Genomic DNA, 20762 nt, shown 5'->3' on the forward strand with positions numbered 1-20762 from the left:
TCAGACTCCCAGCGCCCGGGCCAACGTCGGCCATGCCTCGTGGAGGTCGTCCTGCCAGTACGGCCACGAATGGGTTCCGTACGGGCGGAACAGGAACGTGGCCGGAATACCGAGCTGGGAGAGGCGCGCCTCGAACAGTTGGGTACACGAGTTGGAGGCCGCCTCCAGCGGTCCGCCCACCACGACCTTCTCGACGGCGTCGGGCGCGCCCAGCTCGTACGGACCCGCGAGGCCGTTGCCGGTCGAGACGAAGATGTCCTTGCCGCGCAGTGTTTCCGCATTCACCGTCGGATCGTGCGCGGGCCATGCGGGGTCGCCGGACGGACCCCACATGTTGTCGGCGTCGCCGCCCTTCGACGCGACGGTGCCGCGCACCGCCGCCTGCGATTCGACGCGGCCGGTGTCCATGCAGCCGCTCAGCGCGGCCACGCCGCGATAGAGATCGGGGTTCCGGGTGGCGAGCGTCATCGCGCCCTGTGCGCCCATCGACAGTCCCGCGATCGCGTTGGTCCCGTTGCCGTGGAAGCGTCCGTCGACGATCGGCGGGAGTTCCTTCGTCAGAAACGTCTCCCACCGATTCGTGCCCAGCACCGGATCGTTTCTCTCCCAGTCGGTGTAATAGCTCGCCGTGCCACCGACCGGGAGCACGACGTTGACGTTCTTGTCGGCGAAGAAGTCGACGACGTCCGTCTTCTGCGTCCAGGTGCTCTCGGTGTAGTCGGACTCGGATCCGGCGCTGACGCCGTCCAGCAGGTACAGCGACGGCCGCTCGGCGTTCCCGTCCGGATGCAGGATCTGCACCTGCACGATCTTGTCCATCGCCGGCGAGAACACGAACAGTGCGGTGCGCCGGTCGTCGATCCTCACCACGTGGTCGACGCGCGCAGCCGCCTCGGCCACCGGCGGCGCCTGGTGGACGGGCGCGGCCTGTGCCACGACCGCCGGCCCGGACATCGACAGCGCGAGGACGACCCCCGCGACCGTCGTTGCTGCTCGACCCATCGTTCCTCCGCCCTCCCCCTGGGTATCGGTGGACACCCACGGTACGTACGGATCCGAGCCGCCGCCGGGCAACGGCCGACGGGTGGCCTACATCACTCCGAACGTTTGGAATACCCCCGCGGGGGACGGCGTTGACCTGTTCGGATCGATGCGCTCCGTGTCCCCCGGGCTCAATTATCTGCCTTCGCGGAGTTCCGTTCGGCTGGAGCCGCGTTGCGCCTTTCGCCGTGAGGCGACCGAGCGCATCGGTCCGCTCTTCTTCTTCCCTGTCAGTCCTCGTGCTGGAGGTTCACCGATGTCCGCTCCGGATCACGGCGCCCGGATCGCCGCGGAACGAGCCGACACCGAACGACGCATCGAGTCCCTTTCGGCACGGTTCACCGCGATCGTCGAGGGTTCCGAGTTCACGACCGACGACGACGAACACGACCCCGAAGGCTCGACCATCGCGTTCGAGCGCGCCCAGGTGGCCGCTCTGCTCGCCGACGCACGCCGCGAACTCGAGGAACTCGACGCGGCCGTGCAACGGATCGAGGACGGCACCTATGGGGTCTGCGCCCGCTGCGGAAACCTGATCGGCGAGGCGCGGCTGGACGCCCTGCCCGGCGCCCGCACGTGCATCGGATGCGCCGGCTAGCGCTTCTCCACACCACAAAAAGGCCCCTCACCTGCGGTGCAGGTGAGGGGCTCTTGGCGGAAGCGGAGGGATTTGAACTCTCTCGGACCCCCTGGTTGTACCGCTGAATCGGGCCTTACCAGCGCGAATAGCTCAAGATCAGTCGCACTGATTCACCCGGTTTCGTGAGCAAGTGTGGGCAAAATGTGGGCGGGCGCCGCAGGAAGTCCCAAATTCCGACATGACGGCTACGCGTCAACTCCCACCACCGGGTCAGTGGTCGATGCCCTCGATCCGTACGAGCTTGCGCCGAACAGTCGGCCCTTCCTGTTCCGTATCGAGATCTTCCCGAACAACAATGCGTACACGTTGGTCGAGAAACTGCATCGACTCAGCTAGCAGGTCCTTCGGCACCGTCCCACTCACGCGCTGTTTGGTGGCGGTCTCGAGATCGAACCAAGTACGAACGCTGCTTGCGGTCTGCCAGAGGCCGGTGTATTCGACCTCGACGCTCGTCAACGAACGGTCCTTGATGAAGGACTTCAGAGCCGCGGCGTGCGACGGAGCGAACGAGAACCAATCGCTGGGGTCCGTCCGGGAAGTGAAGTCGATCGTGAAGTCTGCCTCCACGCACCTGTTGGCGAGTCTCGCAACCTTCTGCCAGCCGTCGACTCCGATGAGTTCGGAATGTCCGCCCAAGCTGTCGCGGTCGCTGGGAGTGGTTGCGGTTCTGAGCACACTCAGAACCCGGTCTAAGGCCTGGACTCCGACCGAGTTCAGCTGTACCAGTTCGGGCATCACCGTTTGACCGTCGATCTCGTTCGGTAGCGCCACGTCCTCGTCGAGACCGGGAATTGGGCAGACCAAGTCGATCTCGACGGAGCCGGCGAGGACAGGTCTCATCAGTAGGCCGAGCTTCTTACGAACCGAATCGTTGATGGTCGCGAACGGCTTCTCAAGCATCGCGTTCGACACAGCCACCACGGCATCGTTCAACTCTGATGCGGTGCGAAGTACCTGATATGCCGGCGCAGTATGCCCCGAGACGGCACCATCGTGGAACCTTGCAAGTATCCCCTTTCGGAACGGCATCCAACTCTCATGGACAAGGTCCCGGAGACTGCGCGCAGACTGGATGTTCGCTCTCGTCATCCAGTCATCGGAGGGCACCTCACGCCGGACGATCGATGAGAGGCCCTGGTTCAGTTCAAAGAGGTTTTCGAACGCAGTCATCAGAACATCACCTCCACGTAGCCCTTCGAGGCCGCCTCGCCAGTGCCTCTGCTTCGCTGCCAGAAGTCGTCCCAGTATCCACGCATCTGGTGATATGCGCTGATGTTCGGGTGGCTGTCCGGTGTCTTCACGATCGAATATCCGTCTACCAACAAGGTACGGCCAACCTCTGGATGAACCAGCGATTTCCACTTGTCCATCGGGGTCATCCAGTCTTCGTACCCTGGCTTAGGGGCCGAGTTTTCGCCGTCAATTACGGCTGTGACGTCGATGTCGCCGGGGTTAAGCTTCCCGGAAGTGAAGCTTCCATCGATCCAGTATGAGATCACAACGAGGCCAGCTTGAGCCTGCATCGCCCGGTACTGGGTGAAGTCGTCGAAGATCTCCTTCCTGCGCTGACTGTCAGGGAGATCCGTCACAAATCGGTCGATGAAACACTGCTCTGTACAGGTCCAGCGGCCAGTGGGAAGGACTTCGTAGCCGTCCACTCCAGCAATGAAATCTGGCAACACATCGAGGCTCATCGCCCGGCACCGGTCATCGTGATCTCTTTCAACTTCGGACTTCAGTCTATTGGGCGCAATCAAACCAGACGCGTGACGCCCGTCACGAGGCAACGCCTCCAATCAACCGCGGCCAGAAGTTCGTTCTACATCTCGGAGTCCGACAGCTACTGCCTGCCGAGGGACAGCTTGCAGTTGGCAGAACGTGCCTTCGCGTTGTGGGGCCTGGGCGCTCGTAGCTAAGTCAGTCGAGCGACGACGGCCGATAGCTCCCGTACAGGCCCCGCTCATCGCCAGCGAGGTACTGCTCATGTTGCGTCTCCGCGCGAGCTGCGAGGCGGGACGCACGGCCGCGCTCGATTCGGATGCGCTTCTGCCGGCGGAAGCGCCACTCGCCGATTGTCAGGTAGGCGCCGACCGCGACTGCCGCGAGGACGAGGATTCCGATGAGCAGCTTCCAGTACGTGAGGATGAGCGCCAGGACGACGAAGGCAGCGATGAAGCCGAGTACCGCAGGCATGCTTCCCCTCCCAACTGTGTTCTGGGCGATCAGTGTTGCACGAGCGTCAGACAATCTGGCCTGATCGGCGTTGAAGGCCGATCAGCTTCGTCGACGGGGCGGGCGTCGGCCGTAGATCACGCACTTCGCGTCGACGGCGGACAGGAACAGGTCGAGCGCACCGCCCGGCCAGCCGTGTTCGTCTGCCCACGCCGTTCGAGCAGCCGACCACAGCTCGTAACTGTCGGCAGCGGTGTCGGCCGGCCAATCCGCAGCGTCGAACGTCCGCAAGCGTGCCGGGACGGCCTGCTGGGGTGTCGGGGTCTCCATCCGGCGCCTACGCATCGTCGCCCTCTGTGGGCTCGTCGGCGTCGTCAGGGATGCCGAGCATGCGCAGCAATCGGGTGAGAACGAGCCGTTGCTGGCGCGCTTCGGTCAGCGCGGGGTGCGCCTTGCGGCCCTGCGGGGACTCGATCACGACGCCGTCGGCCGCGGCGATCGCGACGAGGTCGTCGATGGTGTCGATGGTGCGGCAGCACTCGAGCAGCATGACCTTCTCGTGTTCTGCCAGCGCGAACCTGGTGAGGACCGACCGCCAGAGGCGCCGGCCGCCGGTCTTGAGCGGCATCGGAGGCTTCGGGATTCGGGTCGTGGTGGCCACGATTCGGGCTCCTTTCGGTAGGGCCGATTTGTTCAGGACGTCGGGGGGAGATCGGACGCCTCGCCGTGTTGCGGCCGTTCGACCTCGAAGGGGGTCCACCCCTACCCCTCGGCCGGCCAGGGCCTCCGACGAACAGGGACCGCCGCACCGTGTCGGTGGGCGGTCCCTCGGGCGCTGGCAGGGTCTCTGGTCGATGAAGGAGACGGTCCGGCCTCGCCTGCCATCGCTCCCCGTCCGCGGTGCCGGCTGTCGTCGCGCGGCGGGGCGACGTTGACGCCCGGGCCTCTACGTCGTCCAGTCCGGTGGGGCCTCGGGTGCCCGGAACTGCTGGGGACGTCGGTACTCGTTGCCGTCGGCGTCGACGATGACGGACTCGTTGGTGTCGAGGTTGTGGTGTCGGGTGTAGGTCACCCCGTCGATGTCGACCGTCGAGACCTCCACGCGGCCACCGCCAAGCCTGACCCTGGCTGCAGGGTCTGCCTCTGCGCGCTGCGTGTCTTGCGCGTTCTGCTCGCGCAGCTCTGCGAGCTTCTCGCTGTCGGCGATCACGGCGTCTGCGGCTGCGTTGCTCTCGGCGATCTCGCGTGCGATCCGTTCGCTCGCTGCATCGTCGACAACCGCAGCGATCGGCCGGGCGAGGAAGTCGGGCGAGATCTGCCCGTCGTGCCACCCCGCGATCGAATCGAGTGCCGCCATGTTCCGCGGTGGCGCTTCGCTCCCGAGCGCTGCGTGTGCGCGCTCGACCATCGCGGCCACAACGTCGCGACGACGCTGGGCGGCGGCCAAGTCGACGAGGGCCTGCACCCACGGCTGGTCGGCGAGGGCCGCGCGGAACTCTCGCTCGGCCTGGCGGGTGGCCTTGCCGAGTGCGGCCTGCTCGCCGGGGGCGACGTGCTGGAGGTAGTGCCGGGCCCACGCCTGCTCGGGCCCCTCGGGGGTCGGGTCGGGGGCGGGGGTCTGGACAACCCCCCTGCCGTCGTAGGTCACACGGGTGGTGCTCACTGGCGGCCCTCCTGCTCTGCGTCGCGCATGTCGTTGAACGCCTGCGCGAGACGGTCAACGCCGGGCTGCGGGCGCGCCGGCGGCGGGGTATTGCGGGCATCCCGCAGGAGCGAGCTGTACTCGTTGTCGTCGAGCGCCGCGATGTAGTCGACGATCTGTCGTCGATCCATGTCAGGCTTCCCTTCTCTCGATCAGGTAGTCGTTCACGGTCTGGCGATCGAGCAGCCACCGGCCGCCGATGACGCGTCCACCGAGTTGCGTCGCGAGCCGTCGGCACTGCCGATCGCTGACGCCGAGAAGTGCTGCAGCATCGGCGATCGTGATGTCGTCGGACTCATGAACCGACGGTGACAGGTCAACCTCGTCGCGGACGTCCGGATGTCCGAGTGCGGACACGAGCGCGGCGTCGAGCTCGACGAGCGTCGGCGAGGGACCAAGACCGTCTCGGTTGCGTTTGTGCTGGGCGGCGCGGATCGCGTGCCGTGCGGCGGTGAGCGCCGGCCCCTGCAACAGCACCGCGGCGCCGAACTGTTGGATCGGCGGCCCGGTCACGTCTGCCGCCCGTACAGCTTCTCGACATCGGCCATGAACTCCGATGCGCGGCGTCCGGTGAGAACCTCGGGAAAGACTCCGACGTCGACGCCGTATACCGACGTGAACTCCGATTGCGCACCGGGCTGCGCTACGTGGAACTGCTCCGAGAGGAGGATGCAGTCGAGGGTGAGGGTCCGCGCACGGAGCGCGGTTGCACCTCCCCACTTCTGGCTGACGAGCTTGTCCAGCCTCACCGGGCCATGGGCGTGGACGAGACAGAGGGCGGCGCGGAGTGCTGACTGGTCGTCGATCACGGTGCGCATCTGTGGGGAGTTCCACATGTGCCCTGCTCGCGAGAGGAAGCCGTCTCGATCGTGGACGTAGTGGAGTCCGCAGGGGCACTTCTTGTTTGGAATCCTCCCCGTCTTGTGTGGGCACGTCGCGCGATAGGTGGACGCTTGGATGATGTAGCGGGTGTGGGAACGCAGCCGCATGGCCGGAACGTCGATGTCGAACCACTTCCACCCACCGCGCCATAGCGGGTTCGTGTCGAGGTCGGTCGCATGCTCCGGGTCGAGGATGTGACGGTCGGTGACGTTGTTCACCGACATGTCCGCGTACGACAGAGACGTTCGATCACCCGCAGTCAGCCGCGAGGCGATCACGCTCGTCCCTCCTCGGCAGCATCGTGCAGCCGGTCACCGAGCTCGTGCGCTTCCGCGGCCGTCATCGCGACGGTCAGGCCGGCGAAGGTGAGCAGTACCGGGCGCGTGGCGCTTTCGTCGGTGCGCACGCTCGTGCGCAGATTCTTCGAGTGCAATCGCACGGGTTCCTCCTGATGGGTCGGGCAGCGCCCGGACGGATGCCGGGTGAGATACCGGCAGCCACCGGTGGCGCATATGGACGACGAGCCGCGGCGATGCAGCGCCACTCAGCGCACCTCCCCTGCCCATACGCCCGAGATTGAATCGGCGTGCACGTGGGCGATCTGGTGGCAGGAAGCGATGACCGGACATCGGGCGCAGATCGCTTGAGCGGCCCTGTGGCGCTTTGAACGCGCTTCTGCGAGTTCGTAGTCCAACTCGGCATCGAAAAGCTCGTGGCGGCCCACACAGGCGGCACCGCGCAGCCTCTCGTCGTAGATCCCTTCGAGCGCGGCGCGGGCGCGCCGGACCTGGGCTGCGTGTCGCTCAGGGACACGCAGGTCCCCGCCAGGCTTCCGCACGGCGTGCGCGCGGGGTGTGAGACCCGCTCGGCGTCGACGCTCGGCCAGCGCCACGCGGATCGCCGTCGTCGCTACTCCCCCGCCGTTCAGCCGAAGCGTCTCGAGCGCTTCGCGTCGGGATGCGTCGACCGGCACCCCGAGTGCGTCCAGGCGGGCGACGAGATCGGTCATCGCACGCTGCAATCGTTGACGACCGCCGTGCTCGCCAGATGCGGCCGACACCGCAGGCACGGAATCGGCCGACCGTCGAGATCCTCGCCGAGCCAGCCGCTTCGGCATCGGGAGTCGTGGGCAACCGTGGTCATATTGACCGCAGTTGGCTCGTCGTCAATGCGCTCGCCAGTTCGATCTCTCATCGTTCTCCTCGCACGCACATGCGGTCGTGAGTTGCGTTCTCAAATCGGGCACGAACGCTGGGATGGTTGTGTGGGTGGTTACCTGGGATGGTGACCTTGTGATGGTGGGGTGACACCCGTGTCCCCCAGACTTCGCGAAATGTCCCCCAGACTTGCCTCAGATGTCCCCCAGACCCGGCTGGAATGTCCCCCAGACTTACTCTGGATGAACGGGTCTGGGGGACACCGGTGTCACTCAGACACGTCCCTGTGGATACCTGTCTAGGTGTCACTGGCGTCCCCCAGACCTGTCGTTCTCGTCCGGGTCTAGCATCGGCAGATCGAGCAGGTTCGTCGGGATCGTCAGCCGGTACTCATCGGCGTGGCCGGCCCATCGGTTGCCTTGCTTCACGCGCTCGATGAGGCCGAGTTCACGAAGGGTCGCCAGGGCCCGCTTGACAGTTCGATCAGTGACGCCCGCAACCCGCGAGAGTCGGCCGACTCCCGGGCGGACTCGTGAACCGTTCATGTCCGCGTAGGTAGCCAGCACGAACGCGAGAAGCTTGGTCGACTGGACCATGTGGACTCGGCGCACGATCCGCTCCCATTCGAAGCGATCCGACGGGAGGCACTCGCCGAGAGGTCCACCCCAATCACCATCTGCAGGGACGGTTTCAGCACTCACGTGCGACCACCAGGCCGATCACGAGTGACCTGCGCTCGGTCCCGATACCCTCGTTGTGGGGCATGGTGAGCTCCTTCTTTCACGCCGGGACGCGAGACTCGTACTCGCGTCCCGGCTGCCGTTCAGGTTCGTTGCACCGGGCCTTGAACAGCGATGTCTCAGCTCTTGAGTAACCTCCTGAAATCCGTTGCTATCCAGGCGATCGACTGAAAAGCCAGGAGGGCTGCCAGGACCAGCTCAACCGAGGTCATCGCGCCTCTCCTTCGCCGAGCACTCCACTGTCGAGCCGATCGATTTCTACGGTGCCCGCACCCTCGCGCGCGGCCGCGACAGCAAGCTGAAGCGCGTTCGCCAGCTCCTCCGCCTCGTCGAGCGTGAACCGGTACCTCGAACCATCGGGTCGAGCCCGTCTGCCCTCGACGTGCTGCCACCGCTCGAGGTAGATCGAGGGATCACGCTCCGTGACGATCTGACGGATCGACAGGACGGCGTGCGCCGGCAGGATCGTCTCGTGGTGGTTGTACGAACTGCCGGCGTGGCGCTTGAGCGCGATCCAGCGATGCTCCGAACGCATCTCCGCCGACGCGGGCGTTCGGCCGTTAAATGCGTTGTGATCCCACCAACGGGGCCTGATGCAGTCCGGGATGATCGATTCGATGTCGATCTCTTCGTCGGTCTGACTCGCCGCAGCAGCTGCGTCCCAGCGTTCGCAGGCCTGGGCGTTCGGTACAGTCGCGATCGGATCCGTTCCTTCCTGGAAGTTGGGGTGGACCTGGCCCTCGTCGCCCGTAGCGCCAACTGCGGGGTTCTCGGCGGGGGCTTCTTCGTTTGCGCGGCGTTCGAGCTCGGCCACGATCGCGCGGTAGGTCTTGGACTCGGTAGCGCCGGGGCCGGCGTCGTCCATGTCCCTCACGAGCTGCTCGAGGTCCTCGGTCGTGCCCGTCACGGTGGCCATCACACGGCCGCGGGTCGGTCGTCGGTGCGCTGGAAGAGGTTCGCCTCGACGTACGCGTTGAGGTCCTCCCAGCGGTAGAGGACACGTCGGCCGTGCTTCACAAAGCGCGGACCGGTGCCGAGATAGCGATCTTGCGCGAGTCGCTGGGTGGTCGTGCGAAGAAACTCCGCGGCTTCGTCCGCTGTGGCGAGAGGTGAGTTCGACATTGCCAGCCCTTCATGGTGATGTTCTTACCTATCATTTCGATAGGTTCAATGAACACTATGCATGTCGATGGTTCCGCAGTCAACAAGATGCTGGCGAACATCATTTTGATGCCTCATACTTCGGTGATGAGCGACAAGAAGAACCCCCTCGGCCCCATGGGCGAGGCAGCGTCAATGAACGTCGCCCGCTGGCGGACGGAACGAGGGCTTTCGATTGCGGAACTCTCGCGCAGGCTGACCGCAATCGGCAGGCCAATCCCGCCCCTCGGGCTCAGCCGAATTGAGAAGGGCGACAGGAGAATCGATGTGGACGATCTGGTTGCCCTCGCGATCGCCCTGGAAGTCTCGCCGAATACGCTCCTCATGCAGGGTGGTACCGACGGAGATCGCGAAGTTCATCCAACTGCGACCATAACTTCGACGGCCCGAGAGCTGTGGTTCTTCCTCGACGGGATGCGCTCGCTCACCGATGGCGGACTCGACTTCGTCGTTCACTCGCAGCCCGAGTTTCTCTCACCGGTGCCCAGCTTGAGGCGTCGTACCGGCAAGAGCATCAAACCCGTCCTCGTTAACCGGCAAATCGAGAGCGACGGGCGAAACGTCTCACTGCAGACCGGAATTGGCGAGGCAAGCATTTTTGATGCCGAGGGCGACTGATGGCCACCATCGAGTCCTACGAGACGAAGGCCGGCAGGCGCTGGCGCGTCCGCTACCGCACGCCGGACCGCCGCCAGACCGACAAGCGCGGGTTCACGAGCAAGCGCCAGGCGCAGGCCTTCGCGGCTACCGTCGAGGTCGAGAAGATGCGCGGCGAGTACATCCCGCCGAAGCTCGGCTACATCACCATCGGCGAGATCGGGCCCGACTGGCTCGAGCGCAAGGAGGCCGACCTGAAGCCGTCGGCGTACCGGTCGCTAGAGACGGCGTGGCGCGTGCACGTCGAGCCGCGCTGGGGCCGCGTCCGCCTGGCCGACGTCGACCTCGATTCGGTCGAGCGGTGGATCGCCGACCTCGGCCGCACGAAGACCGTCGACGGAGGGAAGGTGAAAGGCAGAGGCGCTTCCGTCGTGATCCGCGCCTACGGCGTCCTCGCCGGCATCCTCGACACCGCGGTGAAGTCCGGTCGGCTCGCGAAGAACCCGGCCCGCGGTGTCGAGAACCTCCCCCGCAAGCAGCCCAAGCCGCGCGTGTACCTCGACCATCAGCAAGTCGAGGCGCTCGCGAACGAGGCTGGCGACCGCCGCACGCTCGTCCTCCTGCTCGCCTACACGGGCCTGCGGTGGGGCGAAGCGGTCGGGCTGCGGGTGAAGCACCTCGATCTGCTGCGGAAGCGTCTGCACGTCGTCGACAACGCGGTGCAGGTGAACATGGAGATGCACGTCGGCACGCCGAAGAGTCACACGACGCGGTGGGTCCCGATCCCCGAGTTCCTCGCCACCGAGCTCGCGCGTGAGTGCGAAGGCAAGGGGCGCGAGGATCTCGTGTTCCCCGGCCGCGATGGCGAGTACCAGCGCCGCTCTGTGAGCTTCACGGGGTGGTTCACGAAGGCCGTCGAGCGCGCAGGCGTCCCTCGGGTGACGCCGCACGACCTACGGCACACCGCGGCGTCGCTCGCCGTGTCGGCCGGCGTCAACGTGAAGGCACTCCAGCGGATGCTCGGACACGCGTCTGCCGCGATGACACTCGACACGTACGCGGACCTGTTCGACGACGACCTCGAGGCCGTGGGCAGCGCGCTCGATCAGGCACGATCGAAGGCAAGTGTGGGCAAGACGTGGGCACGGGCCGACTGACCACGCAGTTGCCAGACGACGAAAAAGGCCCTGACCTGGCGATTGAAACCAGATCAGAGCCTTCTTCCATCGGCGGAAGCGGAGGGATTTGAACCCCCGGTGGGTTTGACGCCACGCTCGCTTTCAAGGCGAGTGCATTCGGCCGCTCTGCCACGCTTCCGTGGGGGATCCTAACCGCACGGACGGCGGCGCGTGAAACCGCTCAGCCGACGGCGCGGTCGCCGATGGCGTTGTCGACCTTGTCGAAGACGTTCGCCAGCACCCGCATCTCCTGCTTGTCGAGCAGGTTGATCAGGTAGTGGCGGACGCCGGCCAGATGCGTCGGCGCGGCCTCGGAGAGACGGCGCCGGCCCTCGTCGGTGATGACCGCGAGCACACCGCGGCCGTCCTCGACGCATTGGCTGCGCTCGACCATGCCCTCGGTCTCCATGCGGCGGATCTGGTGGGTGAGTCGGCTGCGCGACGACAGCACACCGTCGGCGAGGTCACTCATGCGCAGCGAGCCGTCCGGCGACTCCGACAGCATCACGAGGATCCGGTACTCGGCGAGCGACATGTCGTGCGCGGACTGTAACTCCCGGTTCAGCACAGCCATCAGTTGTTGACTGCCGTCGATGAAACCGCGCCACGCGCGCATTTCCTCGGCACCGAGCCACGCCACCCCGGCACCCGTGGTTACTCGAGCATCTGCTGTCACGAATGCATCGTAGTGCTATCGGTCGTTCGACAGTGTGCAGCACACTCGCGCGAGTTTCGTGAGATTTGTCAAACCGGTCGACCCCATTCTCCGGATCCTGTTCCGCCAACGACATTCCCGACACGCGCGCATTCTTCCTGTTCGTGGACAACACTTTTCGGACGAAAAGAGGAGACCGGTTCGGTCCTCGGACGTCGGGGCTGCAGGACGACGAGTTACCTTGCCCACCACGGTTTGTCCGTTCGGAATCGAACCGCATGTCGGGCGCCGTGCCGGTGCGGGGAACACTCGCGCGGTGGGGACGGCGCGACCGGACTAGCGTCGGGGACATGTACGCGATCACAGTTTCCGAGCCCGGCGGACCCGACGTGATGTCCTGGTCCGAGGTTCCCGATCCGACGCCCGGCCGCGGCGAGGTCCTCCTCGACGTGGTCGCCACCGCCGTCAACCGCGCCGATCTGCTGCAACGGCAGGGTTTCTACCCGCCGCCGCCCGGCGCGAGCGACATCATCGGCCTCGAGTGTTCGGGAGTGATCGCCGAGATCGGCCCCGACGTGCACGGCTGGAAGGTGGGCGACCGCGTCGCCGCGCTCCTCGCCGGCGGCGGTTACGCCGAGAAGGTCACGGTTCCCGCCACTCAACTGCTGCCCGTGCCGGAGGGGCTGGACCTGCGGGCCGCGGCGTCGCTGCCGGAGGTGGCGTGCACCGTGTGGTCGAACCTGGTGATGGAGTGCGGTCTGCACGCCGGCCAGGTGCTGCTGGTCCACGGCGGCGGCGGGGGCATCGGCACCCACGCGATCCAGGTCGGTAAGGCGCTCGGTGCTCGCGTCGCCGTCACCGCCGGATCCGCCGACAAGCTCGAGCGCTGCGCCGAACTGGGCGCCGAAATCCTGATCAACTACCGCGAGGCCGACTTCGTCGAGGTGCTGCGCGAAGCCACCCGTGGCCGCGGCGCCGACATCATCCTCGACAACATGGGGGCGTCGTACCTGGATCGCAACATCGACGCGCTCGCGCCCGACGGCCAGCTGGTGATCATCGGCATGCAGGGCGGCCGCAAGGGCGAACTGGACATCGGCAAGCTGCTCGGTAAGCGTGCCCGCGTGCTCGCGACGGGCCTGCGGGGACGTCCGGAGACCGGGCCGTCGAGCAAGGCCGCCGTGATCGCCGCGGTGCGCGACAAGCTGTGGCCGCTGGTGGGCGACGGCATCGTCGTGCCCGTGGTGTCGGCGGAACTGCCGATCACCGAGGCGCCGACGGCGCACGAGCTGCTCGATTCCCCCGACACCGTCGGGAAGGTGGTCCTCACCGTCGGCGAGGACTGACGGGGCGGCTCAGCCCAGCGCCGACAGGTGCTTGACGAGCTGGTTGATCTCGTAACGGGTGGTGTACGGCGCGAGGCCTACGGTGATCGCGCCGCCCTCGTCGTTGACGCCCAGCGCGTCGAGCAGCCGGCCGCCGTTCTGGGGACCGCTCACGGTCGCGATCCGGTTGTCGGCGAGGTGCGCCGCCACCTTGTCGGCGGGTACACCGGCGACGGTGAAGCTGAGCGTCGGCACCCGGAGCGGCGACCGCCCGATCACGGTCACCTGCGGCAGCGCGTCGAGCGAGCGCAACAGATAGTCGAACAGTTGGTCGTGGTAGGCCTGCAGCGAACTGATCGACGTCTCGAGGCGCTGCCGACGGCTGCCGGTCGCGGTCTCCTCGAGCCCGGCGAGGAAGTCGATCGACGTGGTCAGCCCGGCCAGCAGCGCAAACTGGTGACCGCCGACCTCCATTCGCTCGGCGCCGCGGGCGTACGGGTTGAGCGAGACCGCCGGGATGCGGTCGAGCAGCGTCGGATCGCGGAACACCAGCGCACCGACCTGCGGGCCACCCCACGACGGCGCGCTCACCGCGATGACGTCGGCGCCCAGCTCGTTGATGTCGAGGTGCGCGTACGGTGCGGCGCCGACGGCGTCGACCACCAGCAGGCCCCCCACCTCGTGGATCCGGTCGGCCGCGACGCGGACCGCGGGCGCCGATCCGACGATCGGCGATGCGGCGGTGAGCGCCATCAGCCGGGTCGTCGGCTGGATCAGTTCCGCGAACTGCCAGCTCGGCAGCTCACACGTCTCGATCTCCACCTCGGCCCAACGGACCTGCGCGCCGTAGCGGCTCGCGATCCGCAGCCACGGGGCGACGTTGGCTTCCTCGTCCAGCCGGGACAGCACCAGTCCGGTGCCCAGCCCCAACCGTGAACTGAGCGACTCCGCGAGCCACGCCAGCAGCACCGCCCGATCGGCCCCGAGCACGACACCGGCGGGATCACCGCCGACCAGATCGGCGACGGCCTCGCGTGCGGCGGCGACGATCGCCGCGCTGCGCCGGGACGACACGTGCCTCCCACCGGCCGACGACGCGGACGCGCGGAAGGCCGTCGACACGGTGCGCGACACCGCGTCGGGGATCTGCATGCCGGCCTGTGGATCGAGGTGGACCCATCCGTCGCCCAACGACGGGATCAGTCCCCGTACCCGGGCAACGTCGAAAGCCATGCCCGACACTCTAGGACCCGATGTCAACACCCTGTGATTCAGATCCGACTTTTCGGAATGCGTGCTAGCACACGACACTTTCGACACCACCAACCCGCCCTCGCCAATCCGCTACGGAACCGTACAAGATGGAGCCATGACGCAACCGGAGAACGAACGTGTGCTCGTCATCGGCCCCGACGGCCACCCCGTGCCCGTTGCCGGGCCCACCCAGGACGGGAGCGCCCAGACGGCCGCCCCCGAGGGAGCGGACGGCGACTCGCTCACCGACATGGTGGAACAGCCGGCGAAGGTGATGCGAATCGGCACCATGATCAAGCAACTGCTCGAGGAGGTGCGGGCGGCGCCTCTCGACGACGCCAGCCGCACTCGGCTGCGGGAGATCCACAAGTCGTCCGTGCGGGAACTCGAGCAGGGTCTGGCACCCGAGTTGCGGGAGGAACTCGAGCGGCTCACGCTGCCGTTCACCGACGACTCGGTGCCCACCGATGCGGAGCTGCGGATCGCGCAGGCGCAGCTCGTCGGCTGGCTCGAGGGGCTGTTCCACGGCATCCAGACGGCCCTGTTCGCGCAGCAGATGGCGGCACGTGCGCAGCTCGAGCAGATGCGGCAGGGTGCGCTTCCGCCCGGCATGAGCATGGGTCCGCAGCACCGGATGCAGGTCCCGGACGACGGTCCCGCTCCCGGGGGGACCGGTCAGTACCTGTAACCCGACGCGACGGTCACGCGGGTTCTTCCGACGCGAGCGGTAGGCTCGGAACTCGTGTCAGCAGCAGCCTTGGATCACGAACCGGCGTCCGACGCCGACACCGACGTCGTCGTGTCCGATTCGCAGACGTTCCGTCGTGCGTTCAAGGACCTCCGGGACGGCTTCGCGCAGCGCGAGTTGTGGCTGAACCTGGGCTGGCAGGACATCAAGCAGCGGTACCGCCGGTCGGTGATCGGTCCGTTCTGGATCACGATCGCCACCGGCGTACAGGCCACCGCGATGGGCATCCTGTACTCGGCGCTGCTGGGGATGTCGATCAAGGAGTTCCTGCCGTACGTCACCGTCGGCCTGATCGTGTGGGCCATGATCAGCGCGTCGATCCTCGAGGGCTCCGAGGTGTTCATCGCCAACGAGGGCCTGATCAAGCAGCTGCCGTCGGCGCTGAGTGTGCACGTCTACCGACTGGTGTGGCGGCAGATCCTGTTCTTCGCCCACAACCTGCTGATCTACGTGATCATGCTGGTCGCGTTCGGGGTGTGGCGGAACCTGACCTGGCCCGATCTGGCCGCGATCCCGGCTCTCGCCCTGCTGGTGCTCAATGCGCTGTGGGTGTCGATCGTGTTCGGCATCTTCGCCACCCGCTACCGCGACATCGCACCGATCCTCGGCAGCCTGACGCTGCTGCTGTTCGTGCTCACCCCGATCTTCTGGTCCACCGAGGCCCTCAAGGCCCAGGGCGGGCAGGTCGCCGAGCGCGCGAAGATCGCCGAGCTCAATCCGCTGTTCCACTTCCTCGAGATCGTCCGCGCGCCCATGCTCGGGAAGGATCAGCAGGCCTACCACTGGTACATCGTGCTGGCCATCACCGCCGTCGGCTGGGCGATCGCGCTGTTCGCGCTGCGCAAGTACCGGGCCCGCGTGGCCTACTGGGTCTAGGGGTCCGAGGAGTAATTGACATGACCGGCAACGTGAGCATCGAGACGCGGAATGCGTGCGTCGACTTCCCGATCTTCGACGCCAAGTCGCGCTCGCTGAAGAAGGCTTTCCTCGGCAAGGCGGGCGGATCCATCGGCCGCAACGACTCCGACGTCATCGTCGTCGAGGCGCTCAAGGACATCACCCTCTCGCTCAAGGAGGGCGACCGCGTCGGACTGGTCGGCCACAACGGCGCCGGCAAGTCGACGCTGCTGCGGCTGCTGTCCGGCATCTACGAACCCACCCGTGGCAGCGCCCGCGTCCGCGGCCGCGTCGCGCCGGTGTTCGACCTCGGCGTCGGCATGGACCCGGAGATCTCCGGCTACGAGAACATCATCATCCGCGGCCTGTTCCTGGGGCAGACCCGTAAGCAGATGCTCGCGAAGATGGACGAGATCGCCGATTTCACCGAACTCGGCGAGTACCTCAGCATGCCGCTGCGCACCTACTCGACGGGCATGCGCGTGCGCGTCGCGATGGGCGTGGTCACCAGCATCGACCCCGAGATCCTGCTGCTCGACGAGGGCATCGGCGCCGTCGACGCCGAGTTCATGAAGAAGGCCCGGATCCGGCTGCAGAAGCTGGTGGAACGCTCCGGCATCCTCGTCTTCGCCAGCCACTCCAACGAGTTCCTGGCGCAGTTGTGCGACAGCGCGATGTGGATCGACCACGGCCAGGTGCGCCAGCACGGCGAGATCGAGGACGTCGTCCGCGCCTACGAGGGCGACGACGCCGCCGACCACGTCCGCCAGGTGATCGCCGACATGAAGCGAGAAGAGGACGAGGAGCGGGCGTCGTGACCGAGACGATCGGTGACACGAACAGCGAAAAGATCATCGGCGTCGTCGTCACGCACAAGCGCCGCGAGCTGCTCGCCCAGTCCCTGAAGGTGCTGGCCGGGCAGACGCGCCCCCTCGATCACCTGGTCGTCGTCGACAACGCCGACGAGGCCGACGTCCGCGAACTGGTCGAGAGCGCCGACGTCCCCACCACGTACCTGGGTTCCAAGCACAACCTCGGCGGCGCGGGCGGTTTCGCCCTCGGCATCCTGTACGCGCTGTCGCTGGGCGCGGACTGGGTGTGGCTCGCCGACGACGACGGTCGCCCTGAGGGCCCCGACGTCCTGGCGACGCTGTTCGCGTGCGCGCAGCGGCACGGCCTGGCGGAGGTCTCCCCCGTCGTGTGCGACATCGACGCCCCGGACCGGCTGGCGTTTCCGCTCCGCCGCGGCGTCGAGTGGAAGCGGCTGCGTTCCGAACTCGGCGACGACGATCTGCTGCCCGGCATCGCGTCGCTGTTCAACGGCGCGCTGTTCTCGGCCGCCGCGATCGACACCGTCGGTGTCCCGGACCTGCGCCTGTTCGTGCGCGGCGACGAGGTCGAGGTGCACCGCCGCCTGGTCCGGTCGGGGCTGCCGTTCGGCACGTGCCTGCAGACCGCCTACGTGCATCCCGACGGCGCCGACGAGTTCAAGCCGATCCTCGGCGGCCGGATGCACACGCAGTACCCGGACAACGAGACCAAACGCTTCTTCACGTACCGCAACCGCGGCTACCTGATGTCCCAGCCGGGCATGCGCCGGCTGCTGCCCCAGGAGTACGCGCGATTCGGCTGGTACTTCCTGGTGAACCGGCGCGACCCCAAGGGCTTCGTCGAGTGGATGCGCCTGCGTGGGCTGGGACGGCGGGAGCGGTTCCAGCGCCCCTGACCCGCCGGCGACCCGACTCACCCCGAGATTCATCCCGGCAAGGTCCGTCCGACCCTGGCAGCATGAGTGCGAACTCGACGTACGCACGCGAGAGGGGTTCCCACGCATGTTCGATCGGTTCCGGAAGTCGGCCAGGCTCAAGATGCAGCGGGCGGTCGCCGAGGTGGTGCGGGAGTCCGACCGCCAGGCGCGGATCGAGCACGAGAACAGACACGACCAGATACTCGCGGAGCTCACCGCGCACAACGCGGAGACCCGGCGGGTCCTCGACGAGCTCGCGCAGACCCGCGGCCAGGTGGCGGCGATCAGCGAACGCCTCGACGTCCTGGAACAGCGCGCCCGCCGCGACATCACGCACGCTCTCGACATCCGGGCGACAGCCGAGAGCGCGCAGTTCGTGCTCGACCACATGCCGACGGCACCGGTGTTCTGGCATCCGCACGACACGCTCCGGTACGCGCTGGAGTTGGTCAAGGTCGACGGCCTGGCGCTCGAGTTCGGCGTCGCGAGCGGCACCACGCTGCGGATCGTCAGCGAGTCCCTACGCGCCACGGGGCACGACGTGTGGGGCTTCGACGTGTGGACCGGCCTGCCCGAGGCGTGGCGCACCGGCTTCCCGGCCGGCGAGTTCGCACAGGAGTCCCAGCCGACGGTGCCGGGCGCACGACTGGTGTCGGGACTGTTCGAGGACACCCTGCCCGGTTTCCTCGACGAGCATCCCGGGCCGGTCGCGTTCGCCCACCTCGACGCCGACCTGTACTCGTCGACCCGGGCTGTGCTCGACCTCCTCGAGGACCGGCTGGTGCCCGGTTCGGTCCTCGTCTTCGACGAGTACTTCAACTACCCGGGCTGGCAGAACCACGAACACCGGGCGTGGACGGAGTTCGTCGAGCGCACCGGCGTCCCGTTCGACTACCTCGCCTACACCGCGGACCACGAACAGGTCGTGGTCCGCATCCGCGAATAGGACTGCGGCGAACTACTTTCCGTAGAGCCGAGCCCAGTTCTCCCGGGCGGTCAGTTCGGGCAATGCGTCGCGGTAACGCTGCTGGACGGTCGCACCCTGCTCCCGGAACTGCTTGAGCAGCGCCGCCATCCGGGCGGTGATCTCCTTCGCGAGGTCCTTGTCGCGGCGACGGACACGCACCCCCGACTGCGAAGCATCGGTCACGACCGCGTGGTCGAAGAGGGAGACGTGCCACCAGTGCGCGTCGGCGGCGGGGATGTTCGCGATGCCGTGCTGGGTGCGCCCCAGCCACTGCATCGCGACGCGCTTCGCGAGCACCAGGTCCTCACGGGCCGAATCGGGTTCGGGGCCCGCCACCCGGGTCACCAGATCCGACGACCGGATACCGGGGACGTCGTTCGCGGGGTGCTTCACCGTCTCCGGGAACCGGGCGCGTTCCTTGCGGATCGCACCGAGGACCGCCTGCCCGCCGTCCTGGAGCACGTCAGGACCGGCGAGGAAGTCCTCGATACCGCGCAACGTGGTGTGCGCCAGGCCGTACTGCATCGACACCAGGTACTGGCTGATCTCCCGGCCGAGGGTCACGCTCAAGGACTTCGTGTCGAAGTCGCTGTGCAGGGCCGCGACGATGAGCGAGTTGCGCACACTGAAGTACTTGGCCCAGTCGTCCCGATCCTTCCAGTGGAAGTCCGCATGCCACACACCGGCGTTCGGGAGGGTCACGGTGACGAAACCTGCTGCGCGGGCGCGGATTCCGTACTCGATGTCGTCCCACTGGAAGAACATCGGAATCGGCAGTCCGATGCGCGAGACCACCTCGGCGGGGATCAGGCAGGACCACCACGCGTTGTACCCGGCGTCGACGCGCTTCTCCTGACGCTTCTTGATCAGGTTGGCGTCGTGCAGCGAATTCGCGGCCCAGCGGCCGGCACGCAGCTTCCCCAGATCCGCTTCCTCGGCGCTCACGTGCAGGTTCTGCGGATTCATCAGGTAGAGCATCTGGGCACCGACGAGGGTCGGCTCCGTCGTCACGTTCGCGAACGCATTCATCCGCAGCACCGTCTCCGGCTCGCACAGGATGTCGTCGTCCATCAGGATGACGTTGGCGTGTTCGTTGACGGCCGTCACCTCGTACATGCCTCGGGTGAAGCCGCCCGCCCCACCGAGATTGGGCTGTCGGATGTAGACGAGCTTGTCGCCGAGCTTGTCCGCCGTGGCGGCGAACGACTCGCGCTCGGACACGTGGTCGGTGCCCTGATCGACGACGTAGACGGCGTCGATCCCGGCGCACATCTGCTCGTCGCCGGCGATGGCGGCAACCGTGTCCGCGCAATCCTGCGCCCGATTGAACGTGCAGATGGCGATCGCGGCGGGCCGGATGACGGCGGGCGCCGGCACGGTCCACTCACACTCGCGGACGCCCAGCGGACCGTCCACCGCCCGGAATTCGAGCCACAGCGAGCCACCGTCGAGGAACATGTCGAGCTTCGCGGACAGACGCGCCGTTCCCGCCCCGTCCACCTCGACGGTCGCGATGGTCCGGGTGTTGCCGCCCGAGTCGGATCCCCGCAGCAACGCCAGCGAGACACCGGCGGCGTCGTACGCGAACGACACCTCGACCTCGGTGACCGTGGTCCATCGCTGGTAGTAGCTGGCCGCGAAACGCCCGAAGTAGGTGTCGGTGTCGACGACCGCGCCCTTGTCCAGCCGCAGCTCGAAACGCTCCCGATGCGCCGACCCCGACGTGATGGAGGCGTAGAGCTCGTCCTTCACCCGGGGCGTCGGTCCTGTGAAGACGCCTCGCTGCACCACCAGTCGACCCGACGCCGGATGCTCGTGGAGGGCGCTGCGAACAGCTGCCGTGCTCCCGTCCACAGGTACCACCGACGCCGACTCGCTCATCCCGCTCCTACATGTACA

At 66.9% G+C, this 20762-nt stretch carries 27 protein-coding genes and 1 tRNA gene; 9 read left to right on the forward strand and 19 right to left on the reverse strand.

Going from position 1 to position 20762, the window contains the following annotated elements; all coding sequences use genetic code 11:
- The gene (locus PSS76_RS20840) at positions 1–1002 is read right to left on the reverse strand and encodes an alpha/beta hydrolase (RefSeq protein WP_205317266.1); all 1002 of its coding nucleotides are present in this window, start codon (positions 1000–1002) and stop codon (positions 1–3) included.
- A 295-nt stretch (positions 1003–1297) separates the two neighbouring features.
- Between PSS76_RS20840 and PSS76_RS20845 the strand changes: the two genes are divergently transcribed.
- Complete coding sequence (locus tag PSS76_RS20845) at positions 1298–1639, forward strand: TraR/DksA family transcriptional regulator (protein ID WP_022593450.1); 342 nt, start codon at positions 1298–1300, stop codon at positions 1637–1639.
- A 252-nt stretch (positions 1640–1891) separates the two neighbouring features.
- Here PSS76_RS20845 and PSS76_RS20850 read toward each other — a convergent pair whose 3' ends face one another.
- The 14 genes from PSS76_RS20850 to PSS76_RS20915 all read right to left on the reverse strand — a co-directional run bounded on the left by PSS76_RS20850 (position 1892) and on the right by PSS76_RS20915 (position 9456).
- Complete coding sequence (locus PSS76_RS20850) at positions 1892–2851, reverse strand: hypothetical protein (protein ID WP_286461214.1); 960 nt, start codon at positions 2849–2851, stop codon at positions 1892–1894.
- On the reverse strand, positions 2851–3375 hold the full coding sequence (locus tag PSS76_RS20855) for a DUF6932 family protein (protein ID WP_286461215.1): 525 nt from the start codon (positions 3373–3375) through the stop codon (positions 2851–2853). Before PSS76_RS20855 ends, PSS76_RS20850 begins: the two co-directional genes overlap by 1 nt.
- 223 nt (positions 3376–3598) lie before the next feature.
- Positions 3599–3874, reverse strand: a complete 276-nt coding sequence (locus tag PSS76_RS20860; protein ID WP_286461216.1) for a hypothetical protein — start codon at positions 3872–3874, stop codon at positions 3599–3601.
- Positions 3875–3955: 81 nt separating this feature from the next.
- Positions 3956–4183 (reverse strand): hypothetical protein, encoded by a 228-nt coding sequence (locus PSS76_RS20865; RefSeq protein ID WP_286461217.1) that lies wholly within the window; start codon positions 4181–4183, stop codon positions 3956–3958.
- A 7-nt stretch (positions 4184–4190) separates the two neighbouring features.
- Positions 4191–4514, reverse strand: a complete 324-nt coding sequence (locus PSS76_RS20870) for a terminase (protein WP_286461218.1) — start codon at positions 4512–4514, stop codon at positions 4191–4193.
- Positions 4515–4799: 285 nt separating this feature from the next.
- On the reverse strand, positions 4800–5516 hold the full coding sequence (locus PSS76_RS20875) for a hypothetical protein (protein ID WP_286461219.1): 717 nt from the start codon (positions 5514–5516) through the stop codon (positions 4800–4802).
- The gene (locus PSS76_RS20880) at positions 5513–5686 is read right to left on the reverse strand and encodes a hypothetical protein (protein ID WP_286461220.1); all 174 of its coding nucleotides are present in this window, start codon (positions 5684–5686) and stop codon (positions 5513–5515) included. Before PSS76_RS20880 ends, PSS76_RS20875 begins: the two co-directional genes overlap by 4 nt.
- A 1-nt stretch (position 5687) precedes the next feature.
- On the reverse strand, positions 5688–6068 hold the full coding sequence (locus PSS76_RS20885) for a helix-turn-helix domain-containing protein (protein WP_286461221.1): 381 nt from the start codon (positions 6066–6068) through the stop codon (positions 5688–5690).
- The gene (locus PSS76_RS20890; protein WP_286461222.1) at positions 6065–6715 is read right to left on the reverse strand and encodes a hypothetical protein; all 651 of its coding nucleotides are present in this window, start codon (positions 6713–6715) and stop codon (positions 6065–6067) included. The genes PSS76_RS20885 and PSS76_RS20890 overlap by 4 nt, the downstream gene beginning before the upstream one ends.
- Entirely contained in the window at positions 6712–6876 is a 165-nt protein-coding gene (locus PSS76_RS20895) for a hypothetical protein (protein WP_286461223.1), read from the reverse strand. The genes PSS76_RS20890 and PSS76_RS20895 overlap by 4 nt, the downstream gene beginning before the upstream one ends.
- Positions 6877–6981: 105 nt before the next feature.
- Entirely contained in the window at positions 6982–7446 is a 465-nt protein-coding gene (locus PSS76_RS20900; RefSeq protein ID WP_286461224.1) for a WhiB family transcriptional regulator, read from the reverse strand.
- 453 nt (positions 7447–7899) lie between these two features.
- Positions 7900–8295, reverse strand: a complete 396-nt coding sequence (locus PSS76_RS20905) for a helix-turn-helix domain-containing protein (protein WP_337456598.1) — start codon at positions 8293–8295, stop codon at positions 7900–7902.
- A gap of 247 nt (positions 8296–8542) precedes the next feature.
- Complete coding sequence (locus tag PSS76_RS20910) at positions 8543–9241, reverse strand: hypothetical protein (RefSeq protein ID WP_337456599.1); 699 nt, start codon at positions 9239–9241, stop codon at positions 8543–8545.
- Positions 9242–9249: 8 nt separating this feature from the next.
- The gene (locus PSS76_RS20915) at positions 9250–9456 is read right to left on the reverse strand and encodes a helix-turn-helix domain-containing protein (protein ID WP_286461227.1); all 207 of its coding nucleotides are present in this window, start codon (positions 9454–9456) and stop codon (positions 9250–9252) included.
- Between the two features lie 57 nt (positions 9457–9513).
- Here PSS76_RS20915 and PSS76_RS20920 point away from each other — a divergent pair, with 57 nt between their 5' ends.
- The gene (locus PSS76_RS20920; protein WP_337456600.1) at positions 9514–10113 is read left to right on the forward strand and encodes a helix-turn-helix domain-containing protein; all 600 of its coding nucleotides are present in this window, start codon (positions 9514–9516) and stop codon (positions 10111–10113) included.
- Positions 10113–11249, forward strand: a complete 1137-nt coding sequence (locus PSS76_RS20925) for a tyrosine-type recombinase/integrase (RefSeq protein WP_286461229.1) — start codon at positions 10113–10115, stop codon at positions 11247–11249. The genes PSS76_RS20920 and PSS76_RS20925 overlap by 1 nt, the downstream gene beginning before the upstream one ends.
- A 73-nt stretch (positions 11250–11322) precedes the next feature.
- On the opposite strand, the gene PSS76_RS20930 is transcribed toward PSS76_RS20925, so the two are convergent.
- A tRNA-Ser gene (locus tag PSS76_RS20930) sits at positions 11323–11409 on the reverse strand.
- Positions 11410–11451: 42 nt separating this feature from the next.
- Positions 11452–11886 (reverse strand): MarR family winged helix-turn-helix transcriptional regulator, encoded by a 435-nt coding sequence (locus PSS76_RS20935; protein ID WP_049799583.1) that lies wholly within the window; start codon positions 11884–11886, stop codon positions 11452–11454.
- 389 nt (positions 11887–12275) lie between these two features.
- On the opposite strand from PSS76_RS20935, the gene PSS76_RS20940 reads away from it, so the two are divergent.
- A complete protein-coding gene (locus PSS76_RS20940; protein WP_005516249.1) occupies positions 12276–13271 on the forward strand; it encodes an NAD(P)H-quinone oxidoreductase in 996 nt (331 codons plus the stop codon).
- A gap of 9 nt (positions 13272–13280) precedes the next feature.
- Here the strand turns inward: PSS76_RS20940 and PSS76_RS20945 are convergent, their stop codons facing one another.
- Entirely contained in the window at positions 13281–14483 is a 1203-nt protein-coding gene (locus PSS76_RS20945) for a cysteine desulfurase-like protein (RefSeq protein ID WP_013414548.1), read from the reverse strand.
- Positions 14484–14619: 136 nt separating this feature from the next.
- Here PSS76_RS20945 and PSS76_RS20950 point away from each other — a divergent pair, with 136 nt between their 5' ends.
- From PSS76_RS20950 to PSS76_RS20970, 5 genes are all read left to right on the forward strand, one after another.
- Positions 14620–15192 carry a bacterial proteasome activator family protein gene (locus PSS76_RS20950; protein ID WP_005516251.1) on the forward strand — a complete coding sequence of 191 codons (573 nt, stop codon included), beginning with the start codon at positions 14620–14622 and terminating at the stop codon, positions 15190–15192.
- Between the two features lie 54 nt (positions 15193–15246).
- The gene (gene wzm, locus PSS76_RS20955) at positions 15247–16128 is read left to right on the forward strand and encodes a galactan export ABC transporter permease subunit Wzm/RfbD (RefSeq protein ID WP_005516253.1); all 882 of its coding nucleotides are present in this window, start codon (positions 15247–15249) and stop codon (positions 16126–16128) included.
- Positions 16129–16148: 20 nt separating this feature from the next.
- Positions 16149–16967, forward strand: coding sequence for a galactan export ABC transporter ATP-binding subunit Wzt/RfbE (wzt, locus tag PSS76_RS20960; protein WP_005516255.1), 819 nt, complete (start codon positions 16149–16151; stop codon positions 16965–16967).
- Entirely contained in the window at positions 16964–17875 is a 912-nt protein-coding gene (gene glfT1, locus PSS76_RS20965; protein ID WP_005516256.1) for a galactofuranosyltransferase GlfT1, read from the forward strand. The genes wzt and glfT1 overlap by 4 nt, the downstream gene beginning before the upstream one ends.
- A gap of 106 nt (positions 17876–17981) precedes the next feature.
- Positions 17982–18842, forward strand: coding sequence for a class I SAM-dependent methyltransferase (locus tag PSS76_RS20970; RefSeq protein ID WP_005516257.1), 861 nt, complete (start codon positions 17982–17984; stop codon positions 18840–18842).
- Between the two features lie 12 nt (positions 18843–18854).
- Here PSS76_RS20970 and PSS76_RS20975 read toward each other — a convergent pair whose 3' ends face one another.
- Entirely contained in the window at positions 18855–20744 is a 1890-nt protein-coding gene (locus PSS76_RS20975; RefSeq protein ID WP_013414546.1) for a glycosyltransferase, read from the reverse strand.
- Positions 20745–20762 lie beyond the last annotated feature (18 nt).

It is taken from the genome of Prescottella sp. D32, assembly GCF_037287305.1.
GTDB lineage: Bacteria > Actinomycetota > Actinomycetes > Mycobacteriales > Mycobacteriaceae > Prescottella > Prescottella equi.